General features: G+C 71.6%; 19 protein-coding genes and 1 pseudogene. 11 read left to right on the top strand and 9 right to left on the bottom strand.

All coding sequences use genetic code 11. The features are described from left to right. Positions 1 to 24 precede the first annotated feature (24 nt). Both ACIBW6_RS10685 and ACIBW6_RS10680 read right to left on the bottom strand, forming a co-directional pair. Positions 25 to 615: an N-acetylmuramoyl-L-alanine amidase gene (locus tag ACIBW6_RS10685; protein ID WP_399058890.1), complete on the bottom strand. Its 591-nt coding sequence runs from the start codon at positions 613 to 615 to the stop codon at positions 25 to 27. Between the two features lie 140 nt (positions 616 to 755). Beyond that, positions 756 to 989, bottom strand: a complete 234-nt coding sequence (locus ACIBW6_RS10680) for a hypothetical protein (RefSeq protein ID WP_399058889.1) — start codon at positions 987 to 989, stop codon at positions 756 to 758. Between the two features lie 187 nt (positions 990 to 1176). Between ACIBW6_RS10680 and ACIBW6_RS10675 the strand changes: the two genes are divergently transcribed. From ACIBW6_RS10675 to ACIBW6_RS10665, 3 genes are all read left to right on the top strand, one after another. Continuing rightward, a complete protein-coding gene (locus ACIBW6_RS10675; protein ID WP_399058888.1) occupies positions 1177 to 2580 on the top strand; it encodes a family 2B encapsulin nanocompartment shell protein in 1404 nt (467 codons plus the stop codon). Between the two features lie 355 nt (positions 2581 to 2935). Then, the gene (locus tag ACIBW6_RS10670; RefSeq protein ID WP_399058887.1) at positions 2936 to 4042 is read left to right on the top strand and encodes a family 2 encapsulin nanocompartment cargo protein polyprenyl transferase; all 1107 of its coding nucleotides are present in this window, start codon (positions 2936 to 2938) and stop codon (positions 4040 to 4042) included. A 341-nt stretch (positions 4043 to 4383) separates the two neighbouring features. Continuing rightward, positions 4384 to 5085, top strand: coding sequence for a GNAT family N-acetyltransferase (locus ACIBW6_RS10665; RefSeq protein ID WP_399058886.1), 702 nt, complete (start codon positions 4384 to 4386; stop codon positions 5083 to 5085). A gap of 225 nt (positions 5086 to 5310) precedes the next feature. On the opposite strand, the gene ACIBW6_RS10660 is transcribed toward ACIBW6_RS10665, so the two are convergent. Then, the gene (locus ACIBW6_RS10660) at positions 5311 to 5979 is read right to left on the bottom strand and encodes a TetR/AcrR family transcriptional regulator (RefSeq protein ID WP_399058885.1); all 669 of its coding nucleotides are present in this window, start codon (positions 5977 to 5979) and stop codon (positions 5311 to 5313) included. 201 nt (positions 5980 to 6180) lie between these two features. Here ACIBW6_RS10660 and ACIBW6_RS10655 point away from each other — a divergent pair, with 201 nt between their 5' ends. From ACIBW6_RS10655 to ACIBW6_RS10630, 6 genes and pseudogenes are all read left to right on the top strand, one after another. Beyond that, a complete protein-coding gene (locus ACIBW6_RS10655; RefSeq protein ID WP_399058884.1) occupies positions 6181 to 6777 on the top strand; it encodes a dihydrofolate reductase family protein in 597 nt (198 codons plus the stop codon). Between the two features lie 177 nt (positions 6778 to 6954). Beyond that, positions 6955 to 7371, top strand: coding sequence for a YciI family protein (locus ACIBW6_RS10650; protein WP_399058883.1), 417 nt, complete (start codon positions 6955 to 6957; stop codon positions 7369 to 7371). Then, positions 7368 to 8621, top strand: coding sequence for an RNA polymerase sigma factor (locus tag ACIBW6_RS10645; RefSeq protein ID WP_399059273.1), 1254 nt, complete (start codon positions 7368 to 7370; stop codon positions 8619 to 8621). The genes ACIBW6_RS10650 and ACIBW6_RS10645 overlap by 4 nt, the downstream gene beginning before the upstream one ends. A gap of 105 nt (positions 8622 to 8726) precedes the next feature. After that, a pseudogene (locus ACIBW6_RS10640) lies at positions 8727 to 9065 on the top strand (DUF952 domain-containing protein); the annotation flags it as partial. Positions 9066 to 9089: 24 nt separating this feature from the next. Further along, entirely contained in the window at positions 9090 to 9638 is a 549-nt protein-coding gene (locus ACIBW6_RS10635) for a sugar O-acetyltransferase (protein WP_399059272.1), read from the top strand. A gap of 11 nt (positions 9639 to 9649) precedes the next feature. After that, positions 9650 to 10561, top strand: coding sequence for a hypothetical protein (locus ACIBW6_RS10630; RefSeq protein WP_399058882.1), 912 nt, complete (start codon positions 9650 to 9652; stop codon positions 10559 to 10561). A 104-nt stretch (positions 10562 to 10665) separates the two neighbouring features. On the opposite strand, the gene ACIBW6_RS10625 is transcribed toward ACIBW6_RS10630, so the two are convergent. Together ACIBW6_RS10625 and sodN are read right to left on the bottom strand one after the other, a co-directional pair. Further along, a complete protein-coding gene (locus tag ACIBW6_RS10625; protein WP_399058881.1) occupies positions 10666 to 11490 on the bottom strand; it encodes a hypothetical protein in 825 nt (274 codons plus the stop codon). A 171-nt stretch (positions 11491 to 11661) separates the two neighbouring features. After that, positions 11662 to 12057, bottom strand: coding sequence for a superoxide dismutase, Ni (gene sodN / locus ACIBW6_RS10620; protein ID WP_324772391.1), 396 nt, complete (start codon positions 12055 to 12057; stop codon positions 11662 to 11664). A gap of 157 nt (positions 12058 to 12214) precedes the next feature. Here sodN and sodX point away from each other — a divergent pair, with 157 nt between their 5' ends. Further along, positions 12215 to 12667 carry a nickel-type superoxide dismutase maturation protease gene (gene sodX / locus ACIBW6_RS10615; protein WP_399058880.1) on the top strand — a complete coding sequence of 151 codons (453 nt, stop codon included), beginning with the start codon at positions 12215 to 12217 and terminating at the stop codon, positions 12665 to 12667. Here the strand turns inward: sodX and ACIBW6_RS10610 are convergent. From ACIBW6_RS10610 to ACIBW6_RS10595, 4 genes are all read right to left on the bottom strand, one after another. Then, entirely contained in the window at positions 12562 to 13200 is a 639-nt protein-coding gene (locus ACIBW6_RS10610; RefSeq protein ID WP_399058879.1) for a CGNR zinc finger domain-containing protein, read from the bottom strand. The genes sodX and ACIBW6_RS10610 overlap by 106 nt on opposite strands. Positions 13201 to 13463: 263 nt before the next feature. Continuing rightward, complete coding sequence (locus tag ACIBW6_RS10605; RefSeq protein WP_399059271.1) at positions 13464 to 14216, bottom strand: amino acid ABC transporter ATP-binding protein; 753 nt, start codon at positions 14214 to 14216, stop codon at positions 13464 to 13466. 11 nt (positions 14217 to 14227) lie between these two features. Then, on the bottom strand, positions 14228 to 15181 hold the full coding sequence (locus tag ACIBW6_RS10600) for an amino acid ABC transporter permease (RefSeq protein ID WP_399058878.1): 954 nt from the start codon (positions 15179 to 15181) through the stop codon (positions 14228 to 14230). Positions 15182 to 15224: 43 nt separating this feature from the next. Continuing rightward, complete coding sequence (locus ACIBW6_RS10595; RefSeq protein ID WP_399058877.1) at positions 15225 to 16190, bottom strand: ABC transporter substrate-binding protein; 966 nt, start codon at positions 16188 to 16190, stop codon at positions 15225 to 15227. Positions 16191 to 16754: 564 nt separating this feature from the next. Here ACIBW6_RS10595 and ACIBW6_RS10590 point away from each other — a divergent pair. Then, a complete protein-coding gene (locus ACIBW6_RS10590) occupies positions 16755 to 17969 on the top strand; it encodes an NADP-dependent malic enzyme (RefSeq protein WP_399058876.1) in 1215 nt (404 codons plus the stop codon). Positions 17970 to 18151: the final 182 nt, after the last annotated feature.

Genomic DNA, 18151 nt, shown 5'->3' with positions numbered 1-18151 from the left:
CGCCGCCCCGCGGGGTGCGGCCTCCTACTTGAGGCGGTCCCGGATGCGCCCCCGCATGGACGCCATCGTGAAGCCCTTCGGGTCGATCTTCCCGGGCTGCCACTCCAGATGGCCGATGACCGAGCGCTCCGTCCAGCCGTGGTGGCGGCAGACCGCCGCGGCCGCCTTCTCGATGGCCTCCAGCTGGGCCGCGGGCCACGGGTCCTCACCGTCGCCGAGGTTCTCGCACTCGAAACCGTAGAAGTGCCGGTTCCCGTCCGTGTTCGCCTCGTTGTCGTGCGGCAGCGCCTTCTCCGCGATGACCGCGCGCAGGACGTCGTCGTCGCCGAGACCCGCGTGGTTCGCCCGCCCATAGCCGACGAGGTGGACGCGGCCGTCCTTCGTGATGACGCCGTGGCACAGCGGACCGGGCAGGTCGGGGTGGCCATCGCGGCAGATACGGACCGTGGCGGCGCTGCCCGAGGTGACCGTGTGATGGATCATCACGCCGTTCATCGGGCCCCAGGCACCCTTGTGATTGCGGTTGTGGTGCTCCCAGTCGCCTACTTCGACGACGGTCAGACCCTCGTGCCGGAGAGCGGCGAGAAAAGTACTGGCGGACATGGGTGAGGCCATGACCGGCTCCTCACGGGCGCGACGGCCGCCCGTCGCGCACCGTCTCGTACCGCTGGTCTTACCCGAACCGCGGTGCCCGAACTACTCGTTCACCCTCCACGCGTGTCGCCGCGCACCACGGTGACCGGCTCCCCGGCGCCTCAACCGCGCAGGAACCCGTCCCCGTTCGTCGCGATGTGCGCCTCCAGCGCTTGCAGCGCCCGCTGCGTGGCGTCCGGGCTGCCGGTGCCGCGCCGCTCCTCGTAGTACGCCGCGCCCAACCGCTTCAGCAGATCCCCGCCGGCCCGCTGGGCCTGCACGTCGTCCAGCTTCTGCTTGCCCTGCGTCAGGCCGCGCTGCGCCTGCTCCTTGGCACGGTCCAGGAAGCCCGCCATGGTCGTCTCCTCCGTCGGATGCCGGTCGTTTTCCGGTCAACGCCCGCCGGGACCCCCGAGTTCCGAAAAACGCGGCCAATGCCCCGTCCGGACGAGATCCATTCCCCCTCATTTGTGTAATGGCGCGGGCACGGACGGTGCTGGAAGGCTTTCCCTCGCAGGTCGGTCCGTGATCAGGAGGCAATCCATGTCGGTAGGCGAAGAGGTCCGCTCGGAGCAGGCGGAGGCGCAGAAGAGCCTCAGCACATCCGCCGCGCGGAATCTGGCCACCACCACCAAATCCGTGCCGCAGATGCAGGAGATCAGCTCGCGCTGGCTGCTGCGCTCGCTGCCCTGGGTGAACGTGCAGGGTGGCACGTACCGGGTGAACCGGCGGCTGAGCTACTCGGTCGGGGACGGACGCATCACGTTCGTCAAGACCGGGGACCAGGTCCGGGTCATTCCCGCTGAGCTGGGGGAGCTGCCGACACTCCGGGGATACGAGGACTCCGAGGTCCTGGGCGAGCTGGCCCAGCGGTGCACACAGCGGGAGTTCGCGCCCGGCGAGGTGCTCACCTCGTTCGGCAGCCAGGCGGACGAGGTGTACCTGATCGCGCACGGCCGCGTGGAGAAGATCGGGACGGGACCCTACGGCGACGACGCGGTGCTCGGCGTCCTGGCCGACGGCGCGTACTTCGGCGACGAGGCTCTGCTCGGCTCCGAGAACATCTGGGACTACACGGCCCGCGCGGTCACCGCGTGCACGGTGCTCACCCTGCCCCGCGCCGACCTGGAGCAGGTGGCGGAGCGGTCCGAGTCACTGCGCGACCACATCCAGCAGGTGCGTTCGATCCCCGCGCAGCGCGCCAACAACTACGGCGAGAAGGAGATCGACCTCTCCGCGGGCCACGTCGGCGAGGCCGTGCTGCCGGGCACGTTCGTCGACTACGAGTCGGCGCCCCGCGAGTACGAACTGAGCGTCGCGCAGACCGTGCTGCGGATCCACACGCGCGTGGCCGACCTGTACAACCAGCCGATGAACCAGACGGAGCACCAGCTGCGTCTGACGGTGGAGGCGTTGAAGGAGCGCCAGGAGTACGAGCTGGTCAACAACGCGGACTTCGGACTGCTCAACAACTGCGAGTACGACCAGCGCCTGCAGCCGCACGCCGGCGCCCCGACCCCCGACGACATGGACGAGCTGCTCAGCAGGCGGCGCGGCTCCAAGCTGTTCCTGGCGCACCCGAAGGCGATCGCCGCGTTCGGCCGGGAGTGCAACAAGCGGGGTCTGGTCCCCGAGAGCATCGATGTCGGCGGGCACCGCATCCCGACCTGGCGCGGTGTCCCCATCTATCCGTGCGGCAAGATCCCGGTCTCGGAGGCCCGGACCACCTCCATCATCTGCATGCGTACCGGGGAGGAGGAGCAGGGCGTCATCGGGCTGCGTCAGTCCGGCATCCCGGACGAGATCGAGCCGAGCCTGTCGGTGCGGTTCATGGGCATCAGCGAGCAGGCGATCATCTCGTACCTGGTCACCACGTACTACTCGGCGGCCATCCTGGTGCCGGACGCGGTCGGGGTCCTGGAGAACGTCGAGATCGGCCGGTGGTAGTGACGTCCCGTCGCGGGCCCGCCGTGTCCCCGCCCGCAAGGGCGGGGTCACCCAGGGGCCCCGCGCTCGGCCACCGCGGATCGGCCACCGTTCACGCTCGCGCCGGGGTGAGCCCATGACGCAGACGACCCAGCCGACACAGCCGGCCCAGCCAACCCAGACGACACAGCCGACGCAGCCGACACGTACGACGGAAAGGACACAGATCACGCAGGCCGCGCAGGCCGGGCCGGGGTCGCACGCGGGTGACGAGACGGGGAGGGGTGAGCAGGGGATTCGAGGCGAGTCGTGGGCTCCGGGGGAGCGGGCGATTCCGGTGAAGCCGGGGCAGCCGACGGCGACCGCGGGGCCGAGGGTGCCGGGGCAGCAGGGGACGCGTGCGGGCCGGGAGGAGGTGCGGGGCGGGCCCGACGCGCCGGGGACGCGCTCGGCGGAGACCCAGGAGGCGGAAGCGATCCTGGCGGAGGCCAGAGCGTGGGTCGACCCGGAGGTGCGCCGGGCCGTCGACGCCCTGCCGCACCCCGTGCGCCGGGTCGCGCTGTACCACTTCGGGTGGGAGCACGCGGACGGCACACCGGCGGTGGGCAGTGGCGGAAAGGCCGTGCGGCCCGCGCTCGTCCTGGCGGCGGTGCGGGCCCTCGGGGGGCGGCCCGAGGACGCCGTGCGGGCGGCGACAGCGGTGGAGCTGACACACAACTTCACGCTGCTTCACGACGACGTCCTGGACCGGGACACCACACGCCGGCACCGGCCGACGGCGTGGACCGTGTTCGGGGACGCGGACGCGATCCTCGTCGGGGACGCGATGCAGGCCCAGGCCCAGCGGTTGCTCGCGGAGGACCCGCATCGGGCGGCGCCGGCCGCGGTGGCCCGGCTCGCCGCCTGCGTCGTCGAGTTGTGCGCGGGCCAGTCCATGGATGTGGCTCTGGAGGCGCGCGACCCCGGGGACGTGTCGCTGGCGGAGACGCTGACGATGGCGGAGGCGAAGACGGGGGCGTTGCTCGGTTGCGCGTGTGCGATCGGTGGGTTGTTCGCGGGGGCGGGCGAGGAGGAGGTAGAGGCGCTCGACGCGTTCGGTCGGGCGGCGGGGCTGGCCTTCCAGCTCATCGACGACGTGATCGGCATCTGGGGGGAGTCGGCCCGCACGGGCAAGCCGGCCGGGGCCGACCTGGCCGTCCGCAAGAAGTCCCTTCCCGTGGTCGCGGCGCTCGCCTCCGGTTCCCCGGCGGCGCGGGAACTCGCCGCGTTGTACGGGCCGCCCGGCCCGGAGAAGGAGGGCAGAGCCGAGCTGGAGGCGATCGCGCAGGCGGTCGAGCGGGCCGGGGGCCGGGACTGGGCTCAGGAGCGGGCCGCGGACGAGATGGCGCGGGCGCTGGGCGAGTTGGCGCGGGCGGTGCCGGTGCCGGAGAGGGCGGGCGGGTTGTTGTCCCTGGCGGAGTTCGTGACGCGGAGGGGGTATTGAGGGCGGGGTGATGAGTGTGGGGGCGCCTCTCGCTCGTCGGCCGGAGGCGCTTCCGCCTCGGGTGGTCTCCGGGCGAGAGGCGAGAGGCGAGAGGCGAGAGGCGAGAGGTGGGGGAGGGGAAGGGGGGAGGGGAGGTTTCTGCCGCGTCCGGCTCCAGGGAGGTCGGGGAACGTGGGGGCGCGTAGGGGTGTGGGGAGCGCGACGGCGTGGGGAGGGGGGAGGGGCATAGGGCGTGGGGCCCATGTCTCCGTATCGGAGTGATCGCCTAGGCTGCCAACGACCCGCCAGAGCAGGCGGGTTGGGCCGGCGGGGTCGGCCGGAGCGGTGGCGAGGGATCCAGGATGGGTGTGGGGATTCGGCGGGCGGGGCCGGGCGACCGGGATTTCGTCGTGGGGCTGCTCGACGAGGCGTTCAGGGACGATCCGGTGAGCAACTGGGTGTTTCCCGGCGCGGAGCACCGGCGGGCGCGGCACCCGGGATTGATGGGGGCGTTCACCGATGTGACGTTCGCCGAGGGATACATCGACCTGGCGGAGGACGGGTCGGCGGTCGCGCTGTGGATGGACGTGCCGGCGGGCGCGGAGGAGAGGGGCGGTGCCGCCGATGCCCGGGCCGGCGGGGACGCGAAGGCCGCCGGGGCGGAGGGGGAGGTCGGGGCCGCCGGGGCAGCCGGGGGTACCGAGGCCGACGGGGGCGAGCCGGACGGGCCTGCGCAGTTGCGGGCCGCCGTCGATCCGGACAATGAGCGGGTCGAGCAGATAGGCAGGTTGACGGAGGCCGTGCATCCCACGGGACGTGCGCATGTGTACCTGTGGATGATCGGCGTGCATCCGGAGCGGCAGGGGGAGGGGCTGGGGACGGCGTTGATGGCGCCGGTGCTGGAGCGGTGCGACCGGGAGGGGGTGCCTGCCTATCTGGAGGCGAGCAATGCCCGGAGCCGTGCCCTGTACGAGCGGCTCGGTTTCGTCTTCACCGGGACCGCGGTCGACCTGCCGGGCGGGCCGTCCTTGTGGCCCATGTGGCGCGAACCCCGGACCGACTGAGGGTCGGCCTCCGGCCTCGGCCGCCCCGCCCCGGCCGCCCCCGCCCCGACGCCCTCGGCCTCGGCTGCGGGCGGCCGTCTGCAACATCCGCCCCCTCAGTCCTCGGACGCCACCCCCTTGGCCCTCGGACGCCGCCGCTCCGTCGTCGGACTCCGCCCGCTCAGCCCTCGGACGTCACCCCCTCAGCCCTCGAACCCAGCCCTCCGCCCCTCAGCCCTCCACCCCTCAGCCCTCGGACTCCGCCCCCATCCCCTCGGCGCCTTCCGGGGCGACCCGCGTGGCGTCTTCCGGGGCGACCCGCGTGGCCTCTTCCGGGATGAGGCGTGCGACGAGGCGTTCCACGACGCCGTCCGGCACGTGGACGCCCGGGATGGCGCCGTCCAGCATGCCCGGCATGGTGAGGTGGTCCAGGATGAGGCCGAGCATGCCCAGGTAGAGGAGGGTGATCTCCTCGGGGCCGCCGGGTAGGCCCGACTCGGCGTTGAAGGCGATGCCGAAGTCGAGGTCTCCGCGGAGCGACTTCCGCAGGGAAGCGCTCAGTTCGGGGCGGCGCGTCGCCTCCAGGCGCATCTCCATCAGCGCGAGGAAACCGGTGCGGTCGGCCTGGACACGGCGCATGAGGTCGTGCATGAAGGCGGCGACGAGGTTCCGGTCCCGGGGGCGTGCGAGGAGGCTCCCGACGACGGCGGGGTCGGGCGCGAGTCGTTGGTGCAGCCAGGTGTCGATGTGGCGGAGCAGGTCGTCACGGCTGGCGAAGTAGTTGGACGAGGTGCCGGTGGGGACGCCCGCCGCCGCGTCCACCGCGCGGAAGGTCAGTCCGCGCGCGCCCTCCGCCGCCAGCACGTCGACGGCCGCGTCCACGAGGGCGGCTCGGCGTTCCGGGTTCCTGACCATGTTTCCGCCTTCTTTCTCGCCGCCTCGGCGCCGGCCCGCGAAAGCCCGCGCCGCTCACGAGGGCCTGAGAGTCTCAACAACTCCCTTGCAACCACTACATCCGAAGTACTATAACTGAAGTGGTTGAAGGCCAGCGCAAGAGCCGGAGCGCAGAGGCCGACCCCGTACACAAGCCCGTGTCACCTACGAAAAGAGACCAGTTTGCGCAAGCTCACGTACTTCGTCGCCGCGTCCATCGACGGGTTCATCGGGGACGAGTCCGGGGACGGGACGATGTTCATGCGGTTCCTCGACGACGAGTTCCTGACGTTCCTCAAGGAGGAGTACCCGGAGACCATCTCCTCGGAGGGCCGCAAGATGCTCGGCCTGGACGGGGTCGGGAACGCGAAGTACGACACCGTCATCCAGGGCCGCGGCAGCTACCAGGTCGGTATCGATGCGGGCCTGCTCAGCCCGTACGGACATCTGCGCGAGTACGTCGCGACCCGCAGCCTCGACGAGTCCCCGCACCCGAACGTCGAGCTGATCCGGGACGACGTCGTCGGCAAGGTCCGTGAGCTCAAGGCCGAGAGCGGGGAGCTCGGGATCTGGTTGTGCGGGGGCGCGCAGCTGGCCGGCCTGCTCGCGGACGAGGTCGACGAGCTGGTGGTCAAGACGTATCCGCTGGTGTTCGGGGCCGGCCTGCCGATGTTCGGCGGTGGCGCCGGGCGGAAGGACGACCTGGCGCAGTTCGGGCTCGTGGAGAACCGGACGTTCGGGAACGGTGTGATCGTCCGCCGGTACAGCAGGAAGCGGTAGCGCTTCACTGCCAGACTGGAAGCCCGGGGCCGACCGCGCGACCGTGAGACCCGGGGGCCCGGGGGACCGCGAGAAAGAAATTGCGCGGGCGGTGTCGAGAGTGCTCCCGCGGCTCCGACGTCTCAGGTGAAGCCGCTCGCAGCGCGCGGGCGGCCCGCACCGAAGGAGCGTAGAGCCATGAAGTATCTGGTGATGATCCAGGCGACGCAGGCGGACTACGAGGGGATGCGGGGCAAGCCGTCCGCGGGCAGCCCGGCCTGGGGCGAGAAGGACCTGAAGGCCATGTACGCCTTCATGGAGAAGCTCAACAACGATCTGGCCGAGAGCGGCGAGATGGTCGACGGGCAGGGTCTGGCCGAGCCCGCGCGGACCAGGACCGTCGGCCTCGGCGCCGAAGGACGCCCGGTGATCACCGACGGGCCGTACGGGGAGACGAAGGAACTCCTGTGCGGCTACTGGGTGCTGGACTGCGCGAGCCTGGAGCGGGTCACCGAGATCGCCGAGCGCATCCTGGCATGCCCGGGGCCCGAGGGCGTGACCAACTACCCCGTCGTCATCCGGCCGATCATGGAGGGCGGCGGCGACGTGTGCTGAGCGGTGACGCCGCCGGGGCGGCCAGGGCGGCTGAGGCGGCCAGGGCCGCCGCCGGGCACGCGCCGCAGGTGCTCGGCGCGCTCGTGCGCCGGTACGGGCACTTCGACCTGGCGGAGGACGCGGTGCAGGAGGCGTTGCTCGCCGCCGCGCGGCAGTGGCCCGAACGGGGGGCGCCGGAGAACCCGCGCGGCTGGTTGATCCAGGTCGCGTCCCGGCGGCTCACGGACGTGTTGCGCGCCGAGCGGGCCCGGCGGCTGCGCGAGGAGGCGCAGGCGCGGCTGTTGCCGCGCGACGCGCACACCGCCCCGGCGCCGGACGCGCCGCGCGGCCCCGCCGAGGACGACACGCTCACGCTGCTCTACCTCTGCTGCCACCCCGATCTCAGCCCCGCGTCGCAGGTCGCGCTCACCCTGCGGGCGGTCGGCGGGCTGACCACCGCGGAGATCGCCCGCGCCTACCTGGTGCCCGAGGCGACGGTGGCACAGCGCATCAGCCGGGCCAAGCGGCAGCTGCGCGGCGCGGAGTTCCGGCGGCCCGACCGCTGGCGCGAGCGGCTGCCCGCGCTGTTGCAGGTGCTGTATCTGATCTTCACCGAGGGGCACACCGCGACCTCGGGGACAGCGGTGCGCCGTGCGGACCTGGCGGTCGAGGCGATCCGGCTCGCCCGCGCCCTGCATGTCCTGCTGCCCGCCGACAGCGAGGTCACGGCCCTGCTGGCGTTGATGCTGCTGACGGACGCGCGCCGCGCCGCCCGCACCGACGCGGCCGGTGAACTGGTCCGGCTCGACGAGCAGGACCGGACCCTGTGGGACCCGGCGGCGATCGCCGAGGGGGTCGCGCTCGTCGAGCGGGCGCTGCGGCACGGGCCGGTCGGCCCCTACCAGCTCCAGGCCGCCATCGCGGCGCTGCACGACGAGGCCGCGTCCGCCGCGGAGACCGACTGGCCGCAGATCCTGGCCCTGTATGACCTGTTGGTGCGGGCTGCTCCTGCCGGGGAGCCGATGGCGGCACTCGGCCGGGCCGTCGCCGTCGCCATGGTCCACGGTCCGGGGGCCGGGCTCGCCGAGACCGACCGGCTGACCGAAGTGCTCGGCGGCCACCACCGGCTCGCCGCCGTCCGCGCGCACCTCCTCGAACTCGCCGGGGACCGGGACGGCGCCCGCGCCGCCTACCAGGTGGCCGCCGCGGGCACGCTCAGCCGGCCGGAACAGCGCTACCTCCGGGTGCGCGCCTCCCGCCTGGCGCCCTGAAGTTACCTCTTGCTCTTGCGCGATTCGCCCCAGCCCCTCTGCGCGAAGAGCCGCACCCGGGCGCCCCGTGCCGCCCGTACCCCCACTCCCTCATAGATTGACCCCATGCCGATCGAACTGCTGCACCTCACCGAGCGCACCCTTTGGGAGCGGGCCCGGGCCACGGGCGCGTACACGATGTCGACCCGTGGCAAGACCCTTCAGGAGGTCGGGTTCGTCCACTGTTCCTTCCCGCACCAGCTGCGCAAGGTCGCCGAACTGCTGTACGGGACCGAGCCTGTCCCCGGCGAGCTGGTGGTGCTGGTCGTCGACCGCGCCCGGCTCGACGTGCCGGTCCGCGTCGAGCCGGCCGAGCCGGGGGCGGTCGGCGGGGAGGAATTCCCGCACGTCTACGGGCCGTTGCCGGTCGACGCGGTGACCGAGGTACGCGACTGGCCGCGTCCGGAGCCCCGTAGCCAGAAGGAGCGCATGCTCGCCGGCGACCTGTACCTCGCCGACGATCCCGAGCTGTCCGCCGACGCGCTGCGCGGCGCGGAGCTGGCCGAGCGCTACAACGCCAGCAGCGTCACCGACCTGCCGGCCCGCGGTGCCCTGCTGCGCGAACTCCTCGGCGAGACGGGCGAGGACGTCGTGGTGCGGCCGCCGCTCTCCGTCGACTACGGGCAGTACATCAGCATCGGCGCGCGGACGTTCGTCAACTGCGGGGCCGTCATGCTGGACGTGGCGCCGATCCGGATCGGCGAGGACGTGCAGATCGGCCCGAACGTCCAGCTGCTCACCCCCACGCACCCCGTCGACCCCGGGCCGCGGCGCGCCAAGTGGGAGGCGGCGGAACCGATCACGATCGGCGACAACGTGTGGCTGGGCGGCGGTGTCATCGTCTGCCCCGGAGTGACGATCGGCGCGAACACGGTCGTCGGCGCGGGCGCCGTCGTCACCCGCGACCTGCCGCCGAACGTGGTCGCCGTCGGCAACCCGGCCCGCGTCGTCCGGCAGATCGGCGAGGCCGCGCGGTGAGGCACCGGGGGGTGGCATGCGCGGTCGTCGCCGTGGTGGCGGCCGGGCTCGTCGCGGGGGACGGGGCGCTCGGGCCCGGTGGCGGGCACGCACGGGCCTGGCCGGACGGGACGCCGGTCGTGTGGACGGACGAGGAGATGCCCGCACTGCCGCTGGATGCCTACGAGTTCGACGGCGGCGACGCGCAGGCGTACGACGAGGTGACGTCCGCTACGCAGCTGCTGACGCAGCGCTGCATGGTCCGGCACGGCTTCGGCGACTTCCCGCGCGACCCGAGGTTCCCGGGGATGGCCGTCACGTACCGGAGCACGATGGTCGCCGTGGGCACCGGGCCGATCGGCCTGCTCGACCTGGGGCAGGCGCGGCGCTGGGGGTACGGCTGGGACCCGGCCAAGAAGATCACCGCACCCCAGCCCGAGGGCCGGGAGATGACGACCGAGGAGTCGGCCGTCTACTACGGCGACCGGCGGAGCGAGCGCAGCGGCTGCCAGGGGGAGGCGTACCGGACGCTGGAGCGTGGGGCCGTGGACAGCCGGCGTATCTGGAGCTACGTCGCCGAGCGGGAAGCCGCCGTGCGCAAGCGGGCCGAGCGCGATCCGGGGCTGCGCCGCGCCTTCGCGGTATGGGCGCGCTGCGTGGCCGGCAAGGGGGCCAAGCGGTACGCCGTCCCGGACGAGGCCTTCGGCGACAAGGCCTGGGGACGGGGTCAGGACGGCAACACCACGCGGTCCGCGGCCGAGCGGGACACGGCCGTCGCCGACGTCACGTGCAAGCGCGCCCACAACACGGGCGGCGTGTGGTGGTCGGTGACGCGCCGCCTCCAGCAGCGCGAACTTGCTCTGCACCGCACCGAGTTCACCACCGTGCGCGCCGACCGGGACCGGCTGCTGGCCCGCGCACGGGCCGTACTGAAGACGGCCTGAGGCACGGACGGCCGACGGCCCGGCCCGCGCGCCGTCAGCGGGCGGCGGCGCGAACGGTCGATGGGCGAGGGCGCGAACGGTCAGCGGGCGGCGGCGCAGGCGGTTCAGCGGGCGGCAGCCCGTCGCACCGACGCCGTCATCGCCGCCACGAACGCCTCCCGCACCGGCTCGGTCAGCCGGTCGAGCGAGAGGTACGGGTTCAGGTCCTCCAGCTCGACCAGCAGGAGACCGCCCTCCCGGGTGCGGCAGGCGTCGACGCGCTGGATGCCGTAGGGGAGGGCGTTCCAGTCGACGAAGCGCCGGGCGAACTCCCGGTCCGCCGCGGTCGGCTCGTACGGGCGCAGCTCCCAGCGGCGCTCCGGGTCCGGGGCGTACAGGGCGTACTGGAGGGTGTCGTCCACGAAGTAGAACGAGACCTCGTACTGGAAGTCGATGAACGGCTGCACCAACAGGCCGTCCGCGTACGGGAGTCCGGGCAGCTCCCGTGGGGGTACGACGCGCAGGCCGACCGAGTCGGCGCCCCGTTTCGGCTTCGCCACGTAGGTGTCGGCGGCGGGCAGCCGGCCGAGTTCCGCCGCGCTGTCGACCGCCGGGATCACCGGGTATCCGGCCCCGGTCAGGTCCAGCAGGTACTGCTTTCCGGCCATGTCGGCGCGGCCGGTGAGCGGGTTGTGGACGACCGTGCCGGCCTCCCGGGCCCGGGCGCGGAACGCGTCGTACGCGTCCTGGTAGCCGAGGACGGGGCCGCTGTTACGGACCACGACCACGTCGAAGCCGGTCATCAGCGCCCCCGCGTCGCGGGGGTGGCACAGCGCGAGGTCGAACGTCTCGCGCAGCCGCGACGTCAGGAAGACGTCCTCGTCGCCGTAGCGCCGGCCACGGGCCGGGTAGGCCAGATCGGTGACGTAGAGGACGCGGGGCCGGGACACGGGCGCTCCTGACGGGACGGGACGGTGCGGGGCCGGACGGTGCAGGGCGGGGCGGGACGCTACGCCGAAGGGGCCCGGCCGACGAACTCGGCCGGGCCCCTTCGGAGGGTCCGGGGCCCGCGAGGGTGCACCGCTCGCCGGTCACCGGAACCGGTTGGTGCGGGGCCTGGATCAGGCCTTCTTGGTCTCCCAGAAGATCTTGTCGATCTGGGCGATGTAGTCCAGCGCCTTCTGGCCGGTGGCCGGGTCGGTCGAGCCCTTGGCGGCCGAGAGGGCCTTCAGGGTGTCGTTGACCAGCTGGTGCAGCTCCGGGTACTTCTCGAAGTGCGGCGGCTTGAAGTAGTCGCTCCACAGCACCGACACGTGGTGCTTCGCGAGCTCGGCGCGCTGCTCCTTGATGACCGTGGCACGGGCCTGGAAGTGCGCGTCGTCGTTGCCGGCCATCTTCTCCTGGACGGCCTTGACCGACTCGGCCTCGATGCGGGCCTGGGCCGGGTCGTACACGCCGCAGGGGAGGTCGCAGTGGGCACTGGCCTTCACCTTGGGGGCGAACAGGCGGGAAAGCATGTTGCTGTCCTTCCTCGTGATCGTCTTCTCAGGTGGGACATTACTCCGTGCAGGAGGTGTTTTCGCGGGTGCCCCCGGGGGCTTAGGCCAAAAGTCCAGGGTGACACTGGGACTGGTGGAGGATGGACCGGCGGACGGAAACCGGGGAGGTTGTCTGATGCCCGAGGCGATCGAGGAAGCGCGCGCGGCCAGAGTGCCGTTCCAGATCATCGAGGTGGTCGGGCCGTCGATGGTGCCGACGCTGTACCACGGTGACTGGATGCTGGTGCAGTACGGTGCGCGGGTGCGGCCGGGGGACGTGGTCGTGCTGCGCCATCCGTTCCAGCAGGACCTGCTCGTCGTGAAGCGGATCGCCGAGCGGCGCGACGGCGGCTGGTGGGTGCTCGGGGACAATCCGGGGGCCGGCGGCGACAGCACCGTCTACGGGGTCGTGCCGGACGAGCTGGTGCTCGCCAAGGTCCGCGGGCGGCTGCGGCGGCGCCGGCCCTGGACCCAGGGCGAGGGTCAGCGGTCGGTGGTGGCCGTGGTGTCCTGGGCGTTCGCCGCGGTGCGTCCCGTGCTGTCGGGCCGCTCGGGCCGCTCGGCCTCCAGGCGCTTGCGGGCGCGGTAGGCGGCGACGTTGGCGCGGGTCGCGCACCGGTCCGAGCAGTAGCGGCGGGAGCGGTTGGTGGAGGTGTCCAGGTAGGCGTTGCGGCACGGGGCCGCCTCGCACAGGCCCAGGCGGTCCACGCCGTACTCGGTCAGGTGGAAGGCCAGCCCCATGGCGGCGATGGCGGCGTAGCCGGCGGTCGCGTTCGAGGGGTGGTCGGCCAGGTGCATGTGCCACAGCGGGCGGCCGTCGTCGTCGCGGTGGTGGTGGCCGGAGATCTGCGGGCTGACCGGGAACTCCAGCAGGAGCGAGTTGAGCAGGTTCACCGCGAGCGTCTCGTCGCCGCCGTCGGCCGCCTCGAACACGGCGCGCAGCCGGCCCCGGACGCTCCTGAAGCGGGTCAGGTCGGCGTCGGCGGCGCGGCGGGCCGCCTCCTGGTTGCTGCCGAACAGACCGCGCACGGCGTCCACGGAGGTCAGGTTGTCCTTGCCGCGGCCGGGCTCCTCGGTGTTGACGAGGCGCACGGCGTAGTCCGAGTAGTAGGCCAGTTCCACGTGTAGTCCTTACCGGGGCGGTCCGTCGTCGGGGTCGCGTCGGGGCGCCGACGAGGTCGCGTCGGGGCGCCGTCGGGGTCGCGTCTAGGTCTCGTTGGGTTCGACTGGGTGATGCTCGCTTTTAGTAATGCTCGCTTCCGCTCTCAGGGTATTACGTCTGTTCCCGGGAGTCAGTTCCCCCGCGTCGGCCGGGTGCGTACGCAAAAGGGGGCGCCCAGGGCCGAGACCCTGGGCGCCCCCTCTGCCGCTCTCCCGCCGGAAGATCAGAGGACCTTCGAGAGGAAGGACTTCGTCCGCTCGTGCTGCGGGTCGGTCAGGACATCGCGCGGGTGGCCCGACTCGACCACGACGCCCTCGTCCATGAAGACGAGGCTGTCGCCGACCTCGCGCGCGAAGCCCATCTCGTGCGTGACGACGACCATCGTCATGCCGGACTCGGCGAGGTCGCGCATGACGTCGAGGACGTCACCGACCAGCTCCGGGTCGAGCGCCGACGTCGGCTCGTCGAAGAGCATGAGCTTGGGGTCCATCGCCAGCGCCCGGGCGATCGCCACGCGCTGCTGCTGGCCGCCGGAGAGCTGCGAGGGGAAGTTGCCCGCCTTGTCGGCCAGGCCCACGCGGTCGAGCAGTTCCTGGGCGCGCGTGCGGGCCTGGGCCTTGGAGACCCCCTTGACCTGGACCGGCGCCTCCATGACGTTCTCCACCGCGGTCAGGTGCGGGAAGAGGTTGAAGCGCTGGAACACCATGCCGATGTCGCGCCGCTTCAACGCGACCTCACGGTCACGGAGCTCGTAGAGCTTGTCGCCCTGCTGCCGGTAGCCGACCAGCTCGCCGTCGACGTACAGCCGCCCGGCGCTGACCTTCTCCAGGTGGTTGATGCAGCGCAGGAAGGTCGACTTGCCGGAGCCGGAGGGGCCGATGAGGCAGAAGACCTCGCCCTGCCTGACCTCCAGGTCGATGCCCTTGAGCACCTCGACGTTGCCGAAGGACTTGTGCACGCCCTCGGCCTTGACCATCGCGTTCTCGCTCATGCCGACACCCCCGCGCCCGAACGGTTCGAGAAGGACAGCATGTTGGCCTTCACCTTCTGCCACGGCGTGCTCGGGAGCTGCCGTGAGGTGCCGCGCGCGTAGTAGCGCTCGATGTAGAACTGCCCCACGCTCAGGATCGACGTCATGATCAGGTACCAGGCCGCGGCGGTGAAGTACATCTCCACCGGGGAGCCGGACTGCTGGCCGATGTCCTGGGCGTACCGGAAGAGTTCGTTGAACTGGACCGCCGCGACCAGCGAGGTGGTCTTGAGCATGTTGATGAACTCGTTGCCGGTCGGCGGCACGATGACCCGCATGGCCTGCGGGATCACGATGCGGCGCAGGGTCTTGGCGTGGCTCATGCCGAGCGCGTGCGACGCCTCGGTCTGGCCCTCGTCGACCGAGAGCAGGCCCGCGCGGCAGATCTCCGCCATGTACGCCGCCTCGTTGAGGCCGAGCCCCAGGAGGGCCGTGAGCAGCGGCGTCATGAAGGACGACCAGTAGTCCTTGTAGATCGGCCCGAGGTTGATGTACTCGAAGACCAGGCCCAGGTTGAACCAGATGAAGAGCTGGACCAGGACCGGGGTGCCGCGGAAGAACCAGATGTAGAACCAGGCGATCGAGCTGGTCACCGGGTTCTTCGACAGGCGCATCACGGCGAGCGTGATGCCGCCGACCACACCGATCAGCATCGACAGGACCGTCAGGAGCAGGGTCTTGCCGACGCCCGTCAGGATGCGGTCGTCGAAGAAGTAGTCGGGGACCGCGCCCCAGTTGATCTTGCCCTGGCTGAAGGCGTAGACGATCGAACCGAGGAGCGCGAGGGCGACGACCGCCGCGACGTACCGCCCGTAGTGCCGGACCGGGATCGCCTTGAGGGACTCCGGCGCGGCCGCGGGCGGCGGCGTCCCGTCGGGACCGCCGCCCGTCTTGGCTATGTCAACAGACACGGATCTTGCCTTTCAACGACGCGTCAGGCGCTGTGGGTTGCCGTCACTTGCCGCCGTTGAGGGTGGCCGTCTTGACGGCGCCCGCCTCGACGCCCCACTTCGCGATGATCTTGTCGTACTCGCCGTTCTTGATGACCGCGTCGAGCGCCGCCTTGATGGCGTCGCGCAGCTGCGTCTGGTCCTTGGAGACGGCGATGCCGTACGGCGCGGCCTCGACCTGGTCGCCGACGAGCTCGAAGTCCTTGCCGCCGCCCGCCGTCTTGACCGCGTACGCGGCGACCGGGAAGTCGGAGGAACCGGCGTCCGCGCCGCCGGAGCGCAGCCGGGTCTGGGCCTGTTGGTCGTCGTCGAAGGCCTGGATGTCCAGCTTCTTGCCGGCCTTGCACTTCTTGGCCTGCGCCTTGGCGAGGTCGTGGGAGACCGTGCCGCGCTGCACCACGATCTTCTTGCCGCACAGGTCGTCCCAGGTCTTGATCCCCTGGGTCTTGCCCTTCGGCGTGTAGATCGAGACGCCCGCGTTGAAGTAGTCGACGAAGTCGACGCCCTCGCCGACCTTCTTGCCGGTGTCGGAGTCGACGCCTTCCTGGCGGTCCTTGGTGTCGGTCATGGCCGACATCGCGAGGTCGTAGCGGTTCGAGCGCAGGCCGGTCACCAGGGTGTCGAAGGTGCCGTTCTGGAACTCGAAGGTCACGCCGAGCTGCTTGCCCATCGCGGCCGCGAGGTCGGGGTCGATACCGACGGCCTTGCCGGACTTGTCCTTGAACTCGACCGGGGCGTAGGCGATGTCCGAACCGACGCGGATGACGCCCTTGTCGCGGATCTTCTGCGGCAGCTTGTCGGCGAGCGGCGCGCTCTTGGCGGACGAGGAGTCGCCGCCCGTGTCCTTGTCCTTCGTCTGGTCGCCGCAGCCGGTCAGCAGCAGGGCGCCGGCGACCGCGATCGCGCCGACCGCGGCTGTCCGGGACTTCGCGGAGCGCGCGGTCGTACGACGGGTGGTGCTTGCGGTCATGGTTGGGTCCTCCGGCGGAAGGGGTGGAGTTGCCGAATCCGGTCGCTTGGCACACACCTTCGGGTGTCGCGACCTTGTGCGATGACGGCATCTTGCCATTCGGACGGGGCACTTCAGGGGGTCACCGATGTCAAAATCGGATAACAGGTGTGCCAAGACCACCAACACGTCCACCCATCACGGTGCATGGGGCCGCAGCATCTGCTGACCGGGCGCCCGGCGACGGAAGAATCTCCGGCGAACTGTCCGCTGTCTCACCATTCGAGCCGGGTTCCTCCGCGCTTCGAGTGCGCGTCGACGACTTGTCCAGATATTCGGCTATGAGTCATGTCACCGGGGCGTGATCGATCACGTATGGGCTCGTCCGCAGCGCCGTCCGTCGGGTAAGAAGGTTCTTTACACCCCTCATCCGGGGCTCAGGGCGCGCGTGCGGCGCGCCCGTCGTGTACGCGCCTGTGCAGCGGTTCCCCAACGGGGCCGAGCGGCGCGTACGCGGTGCCCGCCCGCTCCTCAACCAGGAGCGGACACCCTCAACTGATGTTTAAGACCTAAGGGGTAAGACAAGTGGCAGCGGAGATCGTCAATCCTCGCAGCGACAGCAGTACCGGCGACGAAGGCACTGACGAGCCTTTCGATCCGGCCTTCGCGCTGCACCGCGGCGGCAAGATGGCCGTGCAGGCCACCGTGCCGATCCGTGACAAGGACGACCTGTCCCTGGCGTACACGCCCGGCGTCGCGAAAGTCTGCAGCGCCATCGCCGAGCAGCCGGAACTGGTCCACGACTACACGTGGAAGTCGAGCGTCGTGGCCGTGGTCACCGACGGCACGGCCGTCCTCGGCCTCGGCGACATCGGGCCCGAGGCGTCCCTCCCGGTGATGGAGGGCAAGGCCATCCTCTTCAAGCAGTTCGGCGGCGTCGACGCGGTGCCGATCGCGCTCGCGACGACCGACGTGGACGAGATCGTCGACACCGTCGTGCGGCTCGCCCCGTCCTTCGGTGGCGTCAACCTGGAGGACATCTCGGCGCCGCGCTGCTTCGATATCGAGCGCCGGCTCCAGGAGAAGCTCGACATCCCCGTCTTCCACGACGACCAGCACGGCACGGCCGTCGTCACGCTGGCCGCGCTGAAGAACGCGGTCCGGCTCAGCGGGCGCACCCTCGGTGAGCTGCGGGCCGTGATCTCCGGCGCCGGCGCGGCCGGGGTCGCGATCGCGAAGTTCCTCATCGAGGCGGGCCTCGGCGATGTCGCGGTCACCGACCGCAAGGGCATCGTCAGCCGCGACCGCGAGGACCTCACCGCGGTCAAGCGCGAGCTGGCGGAGATCACCAACAAGGCCAACCTGTCCGGTTCGCTGGAGGACGCTCTCGCGGGCGCCGACGTCTACATCGGCGTCTCCGGCGGTACGGTCCCCGAGTCCGCGGTCGCCTCCATGGCGCCGGGTTCCTTCGTCTTCGCGATGGCCAACCCGAACCCCGAGGTGCACCCCGACGTCGCCCACAAGTACGCGGCCGTCGTCGCGACCGGGCGCTCGGACTTCCCGAACCAGATCAACAACGTGCTGGCGTTCCCCGGGATCTTCGCGGGCGCGCTGCAGGTGCGGGCCTCGCGGATCACCGAGACGATGAAGATCGCCGCCGCGGAGGCGCTGGCCGCGGTGGTCGGCGACGACCTGTCCGCCGAGTACGTCATCCCGTCGCCGTTCGACGAGCGCGTCGCGCCGGCGGTCACCGCGGCGGTGGCCGCGGCGGCCCGGGCCGAGGGCGTGGCGCGGCGCTAGCGGCGACAGCCGTGCCGGCGTGAGCGCGGCGGGGGCCCCGTCGCGCGTGCCCGGCTGTTCATGGTGCCCGGCTGGGCATGTGGTGGCCGGTTGTTCACGGTGAAGGCCCCGCCCTGGTGCGGGGCCTTTCGCCTGCCCGGTCTCCGCGGGCGCGCCGGAGGACGGGGTGGCCCGGGTGCGCC

The organism is Streptomyces sp. NPDC049813 (genome assembly GCF_044465085.1).
Taxonomy (GTDB): Bacteria; Actinomycetota; Actinomycetes; order Streptomycetales; family Streptomycetaceae; genus Streptomyces.
The sequence above is the reverse complement of the archived record's forward strand: the minus strand, read 5'-3'. Positions and strand labels throughout refer to the sequence as shown.

Coding starts and splice junctions, on each gene's coding strand:
- ACIBW6_RS10665 (WP_399058886.1), top strand. CDS start 4,384: ATGGGTGTGGGGATTCGGCGGGCGGGGCCGGGCGACCGGGATTTCGTC.
- sodN (WP_324772391.1), bottom strand. CDS start 12,057: ATGCTTTCCCGCCTGTTCGCCCCCAAGGTGAAGGCCAGTGCCCACTGC.
- ACIBW6_RS10660 (WP_399058885.1), bottom strand. CDS start 5,979: ATGGTCAGGAACCCGGAACGCCGAGCCGCCCTCGTGGACGCGGCCGTC.
- ACIBW6_RS10635 (WP_399059272.1), top strand. CDS start 9,090: ATGCTCGCCGGCGACCTGTACCTCGCCGACGATCCCGAGCTGTCCGCC.
- sodX (WP_399058880.1), top strand. CDS start 12,215: ATGCCCGAGGCGATCGAGGAAGCGCGCGCGGCCAGAGTGCCGTTCCAG.
- ACIBW6_RS10605 (WP_399059271.1), bottom strand. CDS start 14,216: ATGGTCAAGGCCGAGGGCGTGCACAAGTCCTTCGGCAACGTCGAGGTG.
- ACIBW6_RS10685 (WP_399058890.1), bottom strand. CDS start 615: ATGGCCTCACCCATGTCCGCCAGTACTTTTCTCGCCGCTCTCCGGCAC.
- ACIBW6_RS10680 (WP_399058889.1), bottom strand. CDS start 989: ATGGCGGGCTTCCTGGACCGTGCCAAGGAGCAGGCGCAGCGCGGCCTG.
- ACIBW6_RS10675 (WP_399058888.1), top strand. CDS start 1,177: ATGTCGGTAGGCGAAGAGGTCCGCTCGGAGCAGGCGGAGGCGCAGAAG.
- ACIBW6_RS10650 (WP_399058883.1), top strand. CDS start 6,955: ATGAAGTATCTGGTGATGATCCAGGCGACGCAGGCGGACTACGAGGGG.
- ACIBW6_RS10595 (WP_399058877.1), bottom strand. CDS start 16,190: ATGACCGCAAGCACCACCCGTCGTACGACCGCGCGCTCCGCGAAGTCC.